The sequence below is a fragment of the Nocardia sp. NPDC050435 genome (assembly GCF_040655395.1).
GTDB lineage: Bacteria > Actinomycetota > Actinomycetes > Mycobacteriales > Mycobacteriaceae > Nocardia.
Window position 1 is genome coordinate 380,227 of the sequence record NZ_JBFAJW010000001.1, and the last position, 15,124, is coordinate 395,350.

Genomic DNA, 15,124 nt, shown 5'->3' on the forward strand with positions numbered 1-15,124 from the left:
CTCGTGTTTGGTCCAGCGGCCGAACACCGCGTAGCCGGTGTAGCGGGTTTTGCAGTATTGCTTTCACCGTGGACCCTTGCCACCCGTCGGCGCGCCGATGCCGGTTCTGGTCCGGGCGGCTGGGCCTCGATCAGGGCGGCCGGGGCCACCCCTGCTTCGATTGCACTGCGGTGGCGCTGGCAAGAGATACGCCCACTCGATACTGCCGCCTGCATCTTCGACTGTGGTCGCCATGCCGAATCCGACCGCGCAGGAGATTGGGCTGCGCCGTTGGCGCTTGAGTTGACGGCGAGATCTGGTACCGGTTCCGCACTCCGCAACCGCAGATCAGAAATCGGATGGAGCCGTGCCCGTGTCGAGGAGGTATCCGTTTTGGCTTGGTACTCGGTTCACGACCGCACGTCGCGCAGGAGCAGGGTGGCGGCGGTCGCCATGTTCTGTTGCACAGTGGTGAGACTGGTGCGGCCTGCGGTCAGGTCCAGCAAGCAGGCGATGTAGACGTGTCCGAGGATGTGTGCGGCACCAGTGCGATCTTGCCAGCCGGGGTCACCCAGACATCCTCGGGCGAGTTCGACGAACAACGGGCGGTAGCTGTCAACGCCCACGCCGACCCCGTCGACTCGCGACGATGTAATCGCGGTCATGCCTGCGGACAGTAACTCCACATCGTCGCCGGCCCACTCGATTACCGATTGCATGCCGGTGCTGATTCGGTGTGCGACCGAACCTCGGCGCGTTTCGGCCGTCGCGTAAAGGTTTTCGACGACGGCGATGGCCCACTCGACCATCAGGTGGCGCAGGATGCCGTCCTTGGACCCGAAGTACCGGTAGATCGTCACCGGTGACACCTCGGCCAGGCGCGCGACCTCGCGGACGGTGACTCCCTGGTATCCGTGGTTGCGGGCCAGATCCTTGGCCGCTAGCGCGATCGCGGCGCGGCGCTGTTGTTCTTCGTCGTCGAAGGTTCGGGTGAGCGAAAGTTGCTGGTTGGCGGCGGCCAGGTTGGCGAAGGTGTCGGGTGCCATGCCACTCAGTGTAACGTGTTACACCATGCGTTATGGAACATGTTGCACACGAGGCTGCGGAGTGCGAGGAAATTGCGGTGAACGCATTGCTGACCGTTGGTAATTCAGCGACCGAGCGGCCGAAGGTGGTGCCCGGCGAGCCGGGAATCTGGGTCGTGATCTTCGGCGATCTGCTGGTCTTCAGCGTGTTGTTCGCCTGCTTCGTGATCGAACGATCCCAGGCGGTCGACGCGTTCGATGCCGCCCGCCGAACGCTACACAACGGTGTGGGATTCGCGAATATGCTTGTGCTACTGAGCAGTTCACTGTTGGTCGTCGTCGGCGTGCACGCGCTGCGTTCGGGTAGGAACTCCGCCGCGACACGTATGGTCGCCGGCGCGATGGCGCTCGGGGCGGTCTTCGTCGCTGTGAAGGTCGGCGAGTACGTTTCCGCGGTTTCCGCCGGCCACACACCGGCCGCCGGGGACTTCTACACCTGGTACTTCTTGCTGACCGGGATGCACCTGGCGCATGTGCTGGTCGGCCTGATCATGTTGGGGTGCATGACCACGCTGTCGCGGCGACCCGCGCCCAGCGAGACGACGGTCGCGGTGATCACCGCCGGTGCGTGCTTCTGGCATCTGGTCGATCTGTTGTGGATCTTTCTGTTTCCGATGCTGTACTTGGTGGGCTGACCGATGACCGAACGCATCCCGGTCCGGGCGGGAATAGGTTGGTTGATCATCGTGCTGGCCACGGTGGCGTCGTTCGCAGTCGGTCATCAACATGGGGCGGGTTCGGCTCTCGCGCTGATATTGATAGGTCTAGCCGCAGCCAAGGCCCGACTGATCGGCCTGGATTTCATGGAGCTTCGCCACGCACCTGTCGCCCTCCGCGTCGGCTTCGAAACCTACTGCGTGGCAATGTGGTTGACGCTCTCAGGGTTGTACATATGGGCCTAGTGTCCGGATCGGGAAGATATCGTCGATGAAGCCCACTCATTCCGCGGATACTCTGGCCGCTCGTGAGGGCATCGACCAGATGAAGCTCCAGCGGATCGGTCTTTTCGCCGGATGCATCGGCCTCGCGCTCTACGGAGGCGCGCTGATGTTGGCGAACCTGATAGTACCCACTCCGCCGGATTGGTCTGCTTCGCAGATCGCCACCCGCCTTGTCGACGAGAATTTCCGCATCCGATTGGGGTGCGCACTCGGCACGCTCGCGGCGATGTTGATGCTGCCGTTCTTTGCCGCGATCGCCCAACGGATCGCGCGCATCGAAGGAAAATTCGGCATGCTGTCGTTGACGGCCGCCATGACCATGCTGCTCAACATGGTCGGCTTGATCTACCCGCTCGTGGTATTGGTCGCCGCTACCTATCGCGCCGGGGATCGGTCCGACGAGATCACGCAATCATTCGATGACCTCTTCTGGCTGATGTTCCTGAGCGTGATCGGCCCCGTAATGCTCGAATCGCTTCTGCTGGCAATCGTTACCTTCCTCGACGCGAAACCGGTGCCGACCTTTCCTCGCTGGTTCGGGTACTTCAATCTTTGGATTGCCGCGACTGCTATCCCGGGGTGTCTGCTTCTGTTGGTACCAGACGGGCCCGTATCCTGGAATGGAGTACTCGGATACTGGATACCGGCAATTGATTTCACGGTATGGACTTTCGTCACCGCCATCGTATTGCTGCGGTCGATCGAAGCGGATCGAGTCGACGCGAACCGACCGCGCCGAACGTGACGAGAATGCTCTTCCTGAGCATCTTGACGTGGGCGTTCAAGCTGGCTTGGGTGGGGGCAGACCGACGAGCGCCGTCGGTCCGAATGCGCGCTCGGTTGACCGAAGTTCGGCTCATCGTTGTGGTTGTGCACGATGGTCGCGCCCGCGTCGACGCAGGCGATGGCCGTCGCGACGATCTTCTCGACCGATGGTGGGACGTGGGGATTGGAATCTTTGGACGTCGCCCCGGTGATGGCAGCCTATCGCCAGCGGCCCACCTGAACTCATCAGCCCACCTGGTTTCCTACGCTCCACAGCAACTCGCGGTCTTCGGCAAGTTCTGATCTTGCGATGCCGTAGTCGAACGGCGCCTCACACCGAGGTCAACGCGACCGTTTGACATCGAACACAGTGATCAGGTTTCGTTAAGACGTGCTGTAGCATAACGATACGCTGGCAAGGGGGGTGTCGCTCATGATCGATGTCGAGAGGGTCTCCGAAACCCTTAGGTCCGAGATCGATTCGTTCTACCGGGGCTTCGGTGATCCCGTCGCGCTACGGGCCGCCTTCGAATCCGCGGTACTGATCGTGCCGATCACCGCCGATCAGCGCCTCCGAATGTCCCCCTATCGGGGCGTCGAATGGATCTGCGCGTTCACCAGCGTCGCCGAGTACGGCCGGTATCTGCATGCCCGCGAAGAGCTGAATGCCGACGGCGAGTATCACTTCCACACCCTGGCGGGCCGGCGATTGAGCGAGCACGCGGCCGAATGCGTGCATCCGACCGGGGTGACGGTGGATATCTGCGGGTCCGCGCCGATGGCGTTCCCGCCCGAGGTCGACGAGGTGGAGGTGGGCAGTGACTGATCGGCTGAACGTCGACCCGAAGGTCCTTCAGCAGGCCGCTACGGGGATCGGTGAAATCATCGGTGAGCTCTCTGATTTGGGAGTCAAGGAGTCAGGCGCTGTTGGGCGCGGCTTCGCCCTGCTGACACTCTCTTCCCTGGAAGCGGGAAAAGAGCCGGTACAGAAGGGATTCGAGGGGTACACCGAACGCTGGAGCTGGGGCGTGCGCTACCTCGTGCAGGGGGCGAACTCGATCGCCAGCACGCTGGGGCTGGCGGGCGGCCGTTACCACATGATGGACCGGCAGGCCCAAGGCATGTTCAAGGAGATGTACACCCATATGCTGGGCAATCCGCATATGTCAAGCGCCGACATCCGGCAGCGGTCCTGGTCGCAAACGCTGAGCGACAACCCTTTCAACCACCTGCGCAACCCCGACTACAGCGCGAAATCGTTCACGGACGCCGCCCAGCATGTGAACCGGAACTGGCAGGTGGTGAAAACGGTTGGCCCGCAGGCGCTCGCGAATGCCAACGTGGTCAACGCCGTACTCAATCCGCTCATGACCCCGGTCGCCGCGGACCCGGCGGGCGTCCTGCCGAGCCCCGGCTGGAACACCGGAGCGTCGGAAACGGCCACGAAGATCTTGCAGCAGCCGCAGGAGCAGGGCTGACGAGGTGGGGTGGCGGGACTGGGCCAACAATGTCGGCGACTTCGTCGAGGACGCGCTCGAGAAGGGCGTGGAAAAGGTCGGGCAGATCGTCGACGACGGCCTCGATGTCGCCGCGGATGTGGCCGACACGCTCGGCGCCGAGGGTGTGTCGGAGTTCCTGGACGACGCGGGCGATCAGGTTGCCTCGTTCACGGGCGGCCCGGTCGAGGAACGCGAACTCGGGCAGACCCGCGATCCGAAGGAATTGATCCGCGGCGACCCGACCGCGATCAGCGACGCCGCCAAGAACCTGCGCGATATGGGTTCGGCGATCTCGAAGACCGGCGACGCGCTGCGCACCATCGACGCCGCCGACTGGACCGGCCAGGGCGCGGACGCGTTCAACGCCGTCTACGACAAGCAGCCCAAGTTGTGGTGGGACGCCTCCGAGGCGATGAACGAAGCCGCGGGTGCGCTGGAGAATTGGTCCGGCGCGGTGAAGACCGCGCAAGATCGCGCCGCCGACGCCATTGCCGAGTGGGACCGCGCGGACCGTGAGGAAAGGGCCCAGAAAGCGCGGTGGAATTCGCTCACCGGCGAACAGCAGGCGGAAAGTCCGCTGGTCGATTCCTGGACATCGATCCGTGACAACGCCCGCGATATTCTGCGGACGGCCCGCGTGGCGCGCGACAACGCCGCCGGCGAGACGACCGGCAAGCTCGCCGACGCCACGGCGAAAGCCCCGACCGAACCGCCGTTCCTGAGCCGCTGGGACGCCAATCTTTCGGATCTGCTCGATTTCGGCGAGCACGCCGGACTCAGTTTCACCGACGGGCTGCTCACCGGCTTGACCGGGATCGGCCAGTTCGTGCGCTCGGTGAATCCGACCGACATCTACAACCTGACCCATCCGGCCGAATACGTGAAGAGCCTGTCCGATATGGGTACCGGACTGGTGGTCGCGGTGGCGGACCCTGGCAAAGCCGTGCAGACGATCCTCGCCGACGCGCGCAAGAATCCGTTCGAGGCACTCGGCTCGCTCACCGGTGACGCGCTGCTCACAGCCGCGACCGGCGGTGGCGGAGCGGTCAAACCGCTACTGAAAGGGCTGGACCGGCTCTCCGACGCGGGGCGCAGAATGTCAGGGCCGGACAGCGGGGCGCCACCGGGCCCCGCCCGAGGCGACTCATCATCCCGGCAACCACCTCCTGCGCCTACCCGGGGCGACGCGCCACCCCCGCGCGACGGGACGCCGGAGCGACCGGCGGCTGGGCCGCGCCCCGAGGCGCAGGCGCCGGACCGGCGAGGTGAGAACGAACCCGGGGCGCACCCCAATCAGCCGGAAACTCGGGCGAACCCGCGTGCTACCCCGGACAACCAGCCGGACCCCGGCGTCGAGTCGGGCCCACGCCAGGATGATCCGGCCCCACCGCGCCGCGAGACCGAGGACCCGGATCCGGCATTGCCCACGCAACCGGACCCCGAACCGCGCAACGCCCCCGAGGGGCCGCGCACCGAGCCGGACGCGAGCCCCGAACCACCGGCGCAGCGCGCCGAACCTGCTCCGCAACAACCTGATCCGGCTCCCAGGCCCGAGCCGACACCGGATCCGCCCCCGCGCAGCCCGGAGGTCGAGAACCCCGCGCAGCGGCCGGATATGGACACTCGGCCGGATACCGATGCTCCTCCGCAGCGCCCTGATGCCGATACCCGGCCGCGCCCAGATGCGGAGGTTCCGACCCAGCATCCGGACGGCGATAGCAGGCCGCGGCCGGATGCGGAGGTACAGAACCAGCGCCCCGATACCGATACGCGGGACGCCGACCCGCCCGCGCAACATCCCAGTGCTGATACATACCCACGCCCAGAGGCGGACACTCCGACGCAACGGCCGGAGACCGATACTCAGCCGGACACAGAAGCCTCTGCCCCGGAACAGCGTCCGGAACCAGAAAGTCCGGAGCAGGGGGCCAAGGGCCCGGGGGAGGATGCCGATCCGAGCACGCCGCGAACGGACGACACCAGGGCGCCTACCACGAGCCCTGATTCGAATTCGCCTGCGACGCAGAGCGATCCGAATTCAGCGCGACCCGCGCCAGAGGTGATCGACCCCGCGGCGAAACCGAACACGGGAGCGCCGATCGACAGGGGCACGGAACTCGATACCCGTACGCCGGTCGACGGCACCCATCCGAAGACTGTGGACCCCGAGCGTGTCGACTCCGTGGATACGCATCGCGGTGACCCCGACGCTCCGCGCAACGATGTCCCCGGTGCCACAACCCCGGCGGATCCCGGTTCCCGGCGCCCCGATGCCCCCGCGACCACCCGGGGGCCGGAAAACTCGCCGCGGCAGATGGACACGAGTTCGCCGCGCAGTCCGGACGCTCGGCACTCGGGGCCGGACCGAAGTCCGAACTCCCCGGAACGCAGCCCCGACACCGACCGCCCGAAGAACCAGCCCGACAGCGACGCGCGACCACGAGAGAACTCGAAAGCCCCGAAGTGGCAGGGAGAGTCGCGCCCCGATGCGAAACCTGGTCCCGACCGCGACGCAGATCCCGACGGCCGCGAAAAGGAACGGGGCGACAGGGAGCCCGGCGCGAACGACCGCCCCGACCGAGACCGCGACAAGGACGATCAGGGCGACAAGAACCGTTCCGACGAGCCGAAGCGAGAGCCTGAAAGGTCCCCCGAGGACGACTCCGGAACCCGCGAGCGCGACGCACCGCGCGACCCGAACTTCGAGGACCGCGCCGACAACGACCGGGATGCCTTCGATTCCACGAAGAACGACCCCACCGAACGCGACCGGACGCCCGACCACGTCGAGGAGCGCGGCGATCCGGTAGACGTGGCAACCGGCGAATTCCTGCTTCCGGAAACGGATCTGGCGCTACCAGGCGTCCTGCCCCTGCTGCTGCGGCGACGGCACCGCTCGAACTACCGCTTCGGCCGCTGGTTCGGCCCGTCCTGGTCTGCGACGTTCGATCTGCGCGTCATCGTGTCGGCGGACGGAGTCACCTTCGTCGGCGACGACGGGGTGATGCTCGCCTACCCGCACGCGGCACCCGACGTCCCGGTGGCACCCCTGACCGGGTCGCTGCGCTGGACGCTGACCCGCACCGAAGCCGGCGGCTATCGCGTGTGGGATCCGGAACGCGAACTGCTCTGGCACTTTTCGCCGGAACCGGCGCTGGCCGGGCGCGATACGGCGCTCGGCAACTATGCGATCTCCGCCATCACCGACCGCCACCACAATCGCATTCGCTTCCACTACGACGCCCACGGAAACCCGGTCGAGGTAGCGCATTCCGGCGGATACCGGGTTCTGGTCACGGCAGCTGCGGGTCGGGTCACGGATTTGTCCGTCACCGTCTCGGAGGAAAGCGCCGTCCCGATAAGACATTTCGACTACACGGCGGGCGAGCTGTCGGCAGTCACCACGGCGGCCTCCGGGGTCACCCGCTACACCTATGACGACGAGCACCGGATGGTGTCGTGGACCGATGCCAACGGTAACTCGATGATCAACACCTACGACAGCGCCGGGCGGGTGGTCCGCCAGCGCGGGCCGGCGGGTGTGCTCGACTGCGCGTGGTCCTATTTCGAATTCCCAGACGGCACCGGTCGGCTCAGTTCGCGAACGGATTCGCTCGGCGCCGTGACCACCTACGGCTTCGACGCCGACCTGCGCCTGCGGGATGTGGCGGACCCGCTGGGCAGGCAGGTCCACTACGACTACAACAGCGATCGCAAGCCCTTGCAGGTGATCGCGCCGGACGGCGCGATCACGCTGTATCGCTACACCGAGCACGGTGACCTCGCCGGTGTCACCCGCCCCGATGGGCGGACGGTCGAGCTGGAGTATTCGTTCCAGCACCGACCGTCCCGCATCACCGACGTCGACGGCGCTGTGCAGCAACGGGAATGGGACCAACGCGGCAATCTCAGCGCGGTGACCGCCCCGGACGGCGGCCGGACCTGCTACACCTATCACCCGTGCGGCGCCGTGGCGACGATCACCGAACCGGGCGGTGCGGTGACCCGCATCGATGTCGATGCCGCGGGTCTCCCGATTCGGGTCGCAGGGCCACTGGACGCCGTCGTCACCCTCGAACGTGACGGTTTCGGCAGGCCCGTGCGGATGACCGAGGCCCACGGTGGCACGACGACACTGCGTTGGTCAGCGGACGGAAAGCTGCTGGAGCGCGTCGAGCCCGACGGCCGCACCGAAACCTGGGCCTACGACCCGGAGGGTAATCTGCTGGCACGCACCGATCCCGCGGGCCATACCACCCACTTCACCTACGGCGCTTTCGATCTCCTGCTCGCACGCACCGAACCGGACGGCTCGAGCACCCGGTACACCTGGGATACCGAACGCCGGCTCGTTGCTGTCACCAACCCCAACGGCCAGGCCTGGCTCTACTCCTACGATGCGGCCGGGCAACTGCTCGCCCAGACGGACTACACGGGCGCCACTACGCAGTACGCCCGCGACGCGGCCGGTCGGGTCGCAACGATCCGCCCCCCAACCGGTGTCGCGCGCCACTACACCTACGACGGCCTCGGCAGACTGACCGCGACGACCAGCGAAGCCGGCGACTGGCGGCGATACACCCACGACATCTCCGGGCGGGTGCTGACAGCGATTAGCGGCCATGGTGAAACAGCCCTGCACACACTCGAATTCGGCTACACGCCGACCGGAATGCTCGACACCCAGCGTCTCGACGACCAGGCGCCGATGCGGTTCGGCTACGACGCGGCGGGCCGCCGCACCTCGCGCGTCTCGCCATCGGGTGCCGAAACGCGCTGGCGCTTCAACATTCTCGGGCTGCCGACCGGTATGTCCACCGACGGGCACGATATCGATTTCGAGCACGATCCCGCCGGACGCCTGACCCGCTGGAGCGTCGGCGAACTCGCCGTCGATCGCAGGTACGACGAGGGCAGCAGACTGATCCGCCAGGACGTCACCGCGTTTCCGGCGCAGCTGCTCAACCTCGGCCTCGGAACCGAGCGGCGACCCGAGCCCGCATCGCTGCGCACCGACGAATATTCCTGGCGCGCAGACGGATACATCACGAGCCACACAACCCACCGCGCGGACGCCGGGCCGACCCGGCGGGACTACCAGCTCGACCCGATCGGCCGGATCGCCACGCTGAGGCGCAACGGGGTCGTCACCGAACAGTACGAATACGACGCTCTCGGCAACATCACCGGCGGTCCGTCGCGGGACCCGGCGCCGTCCGACCGGCGCGAATACCGGAACAACCTGCTCATTCGAGACGGCCGCACCCGCTACCACTACGACGGCGCGGGCCGGCTGATCCGCAAGACCGCCACGCGCCTGTCCCACAAGCCCGATATCTGGCACTACCGCTACGACAGCTTCGATCAGCTCGTCGAGGTCGTCACCCCCGACGGTGAACACTGGCACTACAGCTACGACGCGCTGGGGCGGCGCGCCGCCAAGCAGCACCGCGCCGACGACGGCGTCGTCCTCGAACGCGTCGACTACACCTGGGACGGCACGCATCTCATCGAGCAGGCCGACGCCGTGCAACGGACTCGCTGGCAGTACCACCCGGGGGCGCACACCCCGATCACCCAGGCGACCGACCAGGCGGCGATCGACCGCGAGTTCTACGCCATCGTCACCGATCTGGTCGGGACGCCCGTCGAATTGATCGCCCCCGACGAGGGGCGATCCGCCGCCGTCGTCAGCACCAATCTGTGGGGCCACGCCACCTGGCAGGGCCGCGCGTCGACATCGCTACGGTTTCCGGGGCAGATCTACGATCCCGAGACCGGACTTCACAACAATCTGTCGCGGGTCTACGACCCCGATACCGGCCGGTTCCTCACCAGCGACCCGCTGGGGCTCGGCCCCGCGCCGAACCCTGCCGTCTACCCGCCCAACCCCACGGTCTGGAGCGATCCGCTCGGCTTGGTGCCCGAGGGGTGCGATGCCGATCTGTCGCGCGACACGCATCTGTTCAGTGACAGCAACGACCCGCTGCGGCGGCACGGGTCGGCCCGCGAGACCCACCCGGAGGAGGTCGCGAGGCTGGAAGCCGAGGCGAGGGCGCTGGGCGTGCGCATCGAGTTCCGTCCCGGTGCGATGGCCTACGGTCCGAGTCCTTCGGTCGGGCATGCCGGGCAGTTGATCATCGACCCGGACGCCTCCTACGGGGCCTGGCTGCACGAGATCCAGCACATGCGCGACGATCGGGCCAGTGAGTGGACCGGGACGCGGGCGATGTGGGATCTGGAAACGCGCGCCGAGTGGGAACGCCGCGCTTACCGGCAAGAGATCGAGTACGCGAGGTCGATCGGTGACAAGTACTCTGAGGTTCTGCTCTACCGGGCGCTCAAGAAGGAGCTCCGGGCGATCTTCGGCACGCGGTAACCACAGAAACTGGAGGGTGAGACGATATGTCGGGCGAGGACCGGGACGATCTGGACGCGGAGTTGTCCGATCTGGACTGGGCCGATATCGATCCCACCGGCCTGCGCACTCGGCCCACACCCGCTTTCGAGACGATGAGCAACGCCGAACTCTCCGCGCTGGCGCTGGCGGGCAGTCCACACACCGGCTCGGCCGCCTTCGCCCTGATCGATCGCGCCCCGCACGATGACACTGCCGCCCGCGCCGCAGGCGATATCGCGAAAATGCCGTCCGCCCAGAGCGATCGGTTCAACCGGATTTCGCTGACCTGGTCCATCATCGCCGGATTGCTCGCGACCCAGACCCCGGTGGCGCGTGCTTGCGCCTACGAGGCATTCGAGGTGCTCCCCGCCGCGGAGCAGGCCGAGGTCCTGGACTGGTTGCAGGCACCGGACATTCGCTCCGCCCATCCGACGAACTGAGCTCTGACCCGTAGCCTTCGGTCCCATGCCTGGCGGGACGGCGAAAGTCCACGTGACCGGTCGTCAAGGTAGCCCGTCGAGGAACCTGCGGATTCGGCCCGCCTCATTGCTGCCGACGGTCGACAGACGCAGCAGTTCGAAGCCGTACTCGGTGCAGATCTCGTTCTTCAACGTGTCGCGGGCGCGCTGTACCGGGTCTGCTTCGTGGGTGCTGAAGCCGTCCACTTCGATGGCACCCAGGTTCGCGTTGGTTATTCGGTTGTAGATGACGAAATCGAAGGATGACCGGCGCCTGGCGTACTCACGGTGTCGACCTACGAGTCGATCCTGAGTGCGCGGGAAAACATTTCGCAGCAGGACCTGCTGATGGGTTCCCAGGTGGCTGTAGCCAGGTTCGGACAGTATGCCCTCCAGCGTAGTGAGGGCGATGTCCTCTGAATCCACCTCGGTGCGGTCCCAGCCGATGTGCGGATGAGTCCGGCGACGCACCGCGTAGTCGGAGTACAACAGGTCGAAGATCGACACCACATCGCTGTCGACGACGTTGTCGACGGGGTCCCGGTACCGGATGTAGCCGATGAGATCGCGGAGGTACCTGCTCTTCGGCAACTCCGACGGGTGGGTCACGAGAACGAACATACGCATCGCCCTGGATACAGCCACATTGATCAATCTGGGATCGTCGGCAAAGCGGACCGCGCGGTCGCTAGCGGTGCCGTCCAGCACCGTAGTCATGACAACCGCCTGCTTCTCGCGCCCTTGGAATTTGTGCACGGTGTCGGACTCGATGGACTCGATCAGGGCGTCGGTCACCTTGTCGGCCTGGCGACGATAGGGAGTGGTGATTCCTACATCATGCGGTTCGAAATCAGCGGCTGCCCACGGCAGGACTTCGTTCAGAATCACGTCGATTTCGCGCTGGTTGCTCCGCCCGTCGAACTTGGGGTCGGGGTCCCCGAAGATGTAGCGCATATGGTTACCCGGGGCAGTTCGGACCACCTTCATCGGGGCGATCCCCGGCGTGCTGCTCGTATACGGGATCAGTCTGCCGCCGTAGAACGTTCGATTGCAGTAGCCGATGATGTCGGGATCGCACCGGTAGTGTTCTCGCAGCATTTGCCGGGGTACGGTGTCGCCATACAGCTCGATGATGGCGGCCAGGATACTCTGCCGGTAATCCAACGCTGGATCCGGCGCAGGCAGCGGATCGACGAGTTCCTTGGTGACTGGCGGCAGTTGCTCCAGATCACCGACCACGATCACCTTCCGTGCACAGGCCAAAGCCGGCGCCACCGTCACCAGGTCGACTTGTGACGCCTCGTCGATGATCAGGTAGTCCAGCAACGCCGATTCGCCGATGCTGTTCTGCAGTGAATGGCAGGTGCTCAGGATCAGTGGATAGTCCCGAGTGAACTGCCCGAAATTCCGTCGATACTGCGGGTTGTAGACCATCCGGGACAACGAGGTGTACCGACTCCGCAGCGCGTCGCCCAGCAACTGCCGAGATAGCCGTGCCTGGTCAGCCGATAATTCGTCGAACTTCTTGCCGGCCAATGTATTGGTCAGATGCTCGATTCTGCGTCCGAGTTCGGTGATCTTCTTCTCGTAGTACAGACGCTGGATTTGCAGAACGACGTCGGTGTCGTCGGCGTCGACCTTGCGAAGCGCTCGGTATCTGACATACCGGTTCACGGTATCGACGATCCGGCCCCAACCGCTGTCGCGGATCCAGCGGGGATCGGTGTCGGCGATGAAATCGAGCAGTTTGGCGGCGCTGTAGCGACGCAGCAGCGGTAACTCCTCGGCGTCCGGTACTTCTCGACGGTCGAAATAAGCCTCGAAGTGCTGTTGTTCGAGGTGGTAGGCATGCAGTTCGTTACGGAGTTCGGCGCGCTGTCGATCCTGTTCCAGTAGTGCCGTCAGGCGCTGGTTCACCTTGTCGAGCTCTTCCGCTGCGCCCGGCGCGGGCTCGGCCACTGCGTGCAACAGTGCATCGACTGCCATGTTGCGAGATCCCTGGCTGTCGAAGAACTCCTGCTTCTTGTCCTTCCGACCGAGGTTGGCTGCGACCATCCCGAAGCCTTCGCCGGTCAGCTTCTCGAAGACGTTGTCCACAGCGGAGTTACTGAAGGACACCACCCCCACCGAAGCGTCGGAACCGCAGATCACGGAGGCGATGATGTTCAAGATCGTCTGCGTCTTCCCGGTGCCGGGCGGACCGTCGATCACCGCGATCGGATAGCGCAGCGCCTTGCGTACCGCCTCACTCTGGCTGATGTTGGTGCGGAAGGGATACACCGGCAGCGCCATCTGGTCGTCCGGTACAGGGGCGATCGCTGCCCGCTCCAGAATTCGGGTCAAGGCGCATTCTGGATGAACGAATGTGAGGCGGTCATGGTTTCGGAGCAAGATCTCACCACCGGGTAGCCGCTGCGCCACCGTGCGCCAATAGGTCAGTACATCGCGGGAGCGGGGGGCGGTGGCGGCGTTCGGCAGTACCCGCACGCGTTCAGCATGGTGGGAGCTCCACGTACCCGCCCTGCTCAGCACATGCCACCACGAGCCGGCCGTCGGCGGGCCGGTGAACAGGTACGCCTCGGTCGCGTCGGCCGCCGATCCGTCCACGAACAGCACCAGGTGCGGCCCCAAGGCGACCGGAGCCGGCCGATCGAGGATTGCCACCCGCTCATGGCCGAAGTGATAGTCCTTGAACCCGCCGAACCGCACGCGGATCCGCTGCGGTCCGGACTCGCATTCGGTGATCTCCAGAGTCTTGTCCTCCGAAATACCGTCCTCTCTCCGCCTGACGACAACTGCGACAGCCCGTGGATCGAGCACCGAACCCCCTCACCGCAACGTGGTGTGCTAGTCCTCCGCGCCGCTCCGACCCCCGGCGGTGACTTCACCTACTTCCGATGTCAGATTACTATCCGCGAGCCAAACAGTGTGCCTAACAACACTATTCGCGGTTCCCCATAGTCCATTTGGAGGCACCGCGTCCGTTCGATGCCATAAAAAGAGACCGCCCGCAAGGGCTGTGCCGCATGGAGCGGCGACTTCGATCGGCACTACTCGGCGATGAGTGAACCGGTGAATCCTACGACCTCAGCTACCGGTACCTTTTGACCCAACGGCCGTATCTCTTGCTGATCTGTTCTTCGACGCGGTTGTAGGTATCCCAGGTGTCGGGCGCGTGGTACATGCTGCGCAGGCGCCGGAACAGTTTTTCGTAGTCGTCGAGGTATCGCGAGCTGTCGTAATAGGCGACGGTGAAGGCATTGCCGGCAGCGGTGAAGTCGTTGTCGGTGAGGTGCTCGGTATTGGTGTAGCGGAAGTAGTCGCCGGGCGTGATGCGCTGTTCGAGTAGGTCTCGTTTGCCGTACTCGTGTTGCTCGCCGGCGAGGCCGTTGTTGATGGCCCAGGTCAGGTACATGCCGATGTGGGTGGCCGCGGCGTCCTCGTCGAGGTCGTCGGGGTAGTCGCCGTCGTAGTGCCAGGACATGTCGTCGTATTTGGTCATCGGCCGGGGGAGGGATGGGCCCAGATTCGCGCGGTAGAGGTGTGGGCGCTGGTCGCGTCCATGTCGATGTCGAGGGAAGTGCCCGGTCGCAGGACATACGGGGTGACGATGCGCATGGGGTGGCCTTCGACGTGTTCGAGGGTGATCTCGATGGCATCGGCTCCCGTTGCCGAGACTCGGACGTCGGTGACTACCGCGGCGGCTCGGAGCTCCTTCGCGGTGGCAGCGAGAATGGCGAGCAGTCGGTCGCGGATTTCGGCGGTCGGTTGTGGCTGTGCGTCGAACGAATCCGGGGCGGCGATCAGCCGGACCTCGCCGGTGCCCGCGACAGCGGCGGCGAAGGGATAGAACTCGCCCTCCGCGGCGAGTTCTTCGGCGGCGGTACGGATCGCGACCTCGAGCAGTTCGTCCAGATCGTCTTGAGCTAGCGCAGAGGCGGTGTCTCGCCAGGACGGCACAGCGTTCTCCTCGGGTCGGTGTGATGTCGAATGTAGC

The 15,124-nt window shown here is 65.4% G+C and carries 11 protein-coding genes and 1 pseudogene; 7 read left to right on the forward strand and 5 right to left on the reverse strand.

Annotated elements, in window-relative coordinates:
- Positions 1 to 389: 389 nt before the first annotated feature.
- Positions 390 to 1,025 carry a TetR/AcrR family transcriptional regulator gene (locus tag AB0I43_RS01905; RefSeq protein WP_356972519.1) on the reverse strand — a complete coding sequence of 212 codons (636 nt, stop codon included), beginning with the start codon at positions 1,023 to 1,025 and terminating at the stop codon, positions 390 to 392.
- 32 nt (positions 1,026 to 1,057) lie between these two features.
- Between AB0I43_RS01905 and AB0I43_RS01910 the strand changes: the two genes are divergently transcribed.
- Genes AB0I43_RS01910 through AB0I43_RS01920 form a run of 3 tightly spaced genes read left to right on the forward strand, consistent with a single transcriptional unit; the run spans position 1,058 to position 2,750 of the window.
- Positions 1,058 to 1,699: a cytochrome c oxidase subunit 3 gene (locus AB0I43_RS01910; protein WP_356972520.1), complete on the forward strand. Its 642-nt coding sequence runs from the start codon at positions 1,058 to 1,060 to the stop codon at positions 1,697 to 1,699.
- Positions 1,700 to 1,702: 3 nt separating this feature from the next.
- Positions 1,703 to 1,966 (forward strand): cytochrome C oxidase subunit IV family protein, encoded by a 264-nt coding sequence (locus tag AB0I43_RS01915; RefSeq protein ID WP_356972521.1) that lies wholly within the window; start codon positions 1,703 to 1,705, stop codon positions 1,964 to 1,966.
- A gap of 25 nt (positions 1,967 to 1,991) precedes the next feature.
- The gene (locus AB0I43_RS01920; protein WP_356972522.1) at positions 1,992 to 2,750 is read left to right on the forward strand and encodes a hypothetical protein; all 759 of its coding nucleotides are present in this window, start codon (positions 1,992 to 1,994) and stop codon (positions 2,748 to 2,750) included.
- An 83-nt stretch (positions 2,751 to 2,833) separates the two neighbouring features.
- Here AB0I43_RS01920 and AB0I43_RS01925 read toward each other — a convergent pair.
- Positions 2,834 to 2,983, reverse strand: a pseudogene (locus tag AB0I43_RS01925) (3-keto-5-aminohexanoate cleavage protein); the annotation flags it as partial.
- 220 nt (positions 2,984 to 3,203) lie between these two features.
- Here AB0I43_RS01925 and AB0I43_RS01930 point away from each other — a divergent pair.
- Genes AB0I43_RS01930 through AB0I43_RS01945 form a run of 4 tightly spaced genes read left to right on the forward strand, consistent with a single transcriptional unit; the run spans position 3,204 to position 11,109 of the window.
- Positions 3,204 to 3,596 carry a hypothetical protein gene (locus AB0I43_RS01930; protein ID WP_356972523.1) on the forward strand — a complete coding sequence of 131 codons (393 nt, stop codon included), beginning with the start codon at positions 3,204 to 3,206 and terminating at the stop codon, positions 3,594 to 3,596.
- Positions 3,589 to 4,248, forward strand: a complete 660-nt coding sequence (locus AB0I43_RS01935) for a hypothetical protein (protein WP_356972524.1) — start codon at positions 3,589 to 3,591, stop codon at positions 4,246 to 4,248. The genes AB0I43_RS01930 and AB0I43_RS01935 overlap by 8 nt, the downstream gene beginning before the upstream one ends.
- A gap of 4 nt (positions 4,249 to 4,252) precedes the next feature.
- On the forward strand, positions 4,253 to 10,648 hold the full coding sequence (locus AB0I43_RS01940; protein WP_356972525.1) for a putative T7SS-secreted protein: 6,396 nt from the start codon (positions 4,253 to 4,255) through the stop codon (positions 10,646 to 10,648).
- Between the two features lie 26 nt (positions 10,649 to 10,674).
- A complete protein-coding gene (locus AB0I43_RS01945; protein ID WP_356972526.1) occupies positions 10,675 to 11,109 on the forward strand; it encodes a hypothetical protein in 435 nt (144 codons plus the stop codon).
- Positions 11,110 to 11,172: 63 nt separating this feature from the next.
- On the opposite strand, the gene AB0I43_RS01950 is transcribed toward AB0I43_RS01945, so the two are convergent.
- From AB0I43_RS01950 to AB0I43_RS01960, 3 genes are all read right to left on the reverse strand, one after another.
- Complete coding sequence (locus tag AB0I43_RS01950; protein ID WP_356972527.1) at positions 11,173 to 13,947, reverse strand: AAA domain-containing protein; 2,775 nt, start codon at positions 13,945 to 13,947, stop codon at positions 11,173 to 11,175.
- Positions 13,948 to 14,218: 271 nt separating this feature from the next.
- Positions 14,219 to 14,629, reverse strand: a complete 411-nt coding sequence (locus tag AB0I43_RS01955; RefSeq protein ID WP_356972528.1) for a hypothetical protein — start codon at positions 14,627 to 14,629, stop codon at positions 14,219 to 14,221.
- The gene (locus AB0I43_RS01960) at positions 14,626 to 15,087 is read right to left on the reverse strand and encodes a hypothetical protein (protein WP_356972529.1); all 462 of its coding nucleotides are present in this window, start codon (positions 15,085 to 15,087) and stop codon (positions 14,626 to 14,628) included. The genes AB0I43_RS01955 and AB0I43_RS01960 overlap by 4 nt, the downstream gene beginning before the upstream one ends.
- Between the last annotated feature and the right edge of the window lie 37 nt (positions 15,088 to 15,124).

Bases quoted from the DNA above. Each gene is read 5' to 3' on its own strand.
- AB0I43_RS01955 (WP_356972528.1), bottom strand. From the start codon at position 14,629: ATGACCAAATACGACGACATGTCCTGGCACTACGACGGCGACTACCCC.
- AB0I43_RS01915 (WP_356972521.1), top strand. From the start codon at position 1,703: ATGACCGAACGCATCCCGGTCCGGGCGGGAATAGGTTGGTTGATCATC.
- AB0I43_RS01920 (WP_356972522.1), top strand. From the start codon at position 1,992: ATGAAGCCCACTCATTCCGCGGATACTCTGGCCGCTCGTGAGGGCATC.
- AB0I43_RS01905 (WP_356972519.1), bottom strand. From the start codon at position 1,025: ATGGCACCCGACACCTTCGCCAACCTGGCCGCCGCCAACCAGCAACTT.
- AB0I43_RS01945 (WP_356972526.1), top strand. From the start codon at position 10,675: ATGTCGGGCGAGGACCGGGACGATCTGGACGCGGAGTTGTCCGATCTG.
- AB0I43_RS01930 (WP_356972523.1), top strand. From the start codon at position 3,204: ATGATCGATGTCGAGAGGGTCTCCGAAACCCTTAGGTCCGAGATCGAT.
- AB0I43_RS01910 (WP_356972520.1), top strand. From the start codon at position 1,058: ATGGAACATGTTGCACACGAGGCTGCGGAGTGCGAGGAAATTGCGGTG.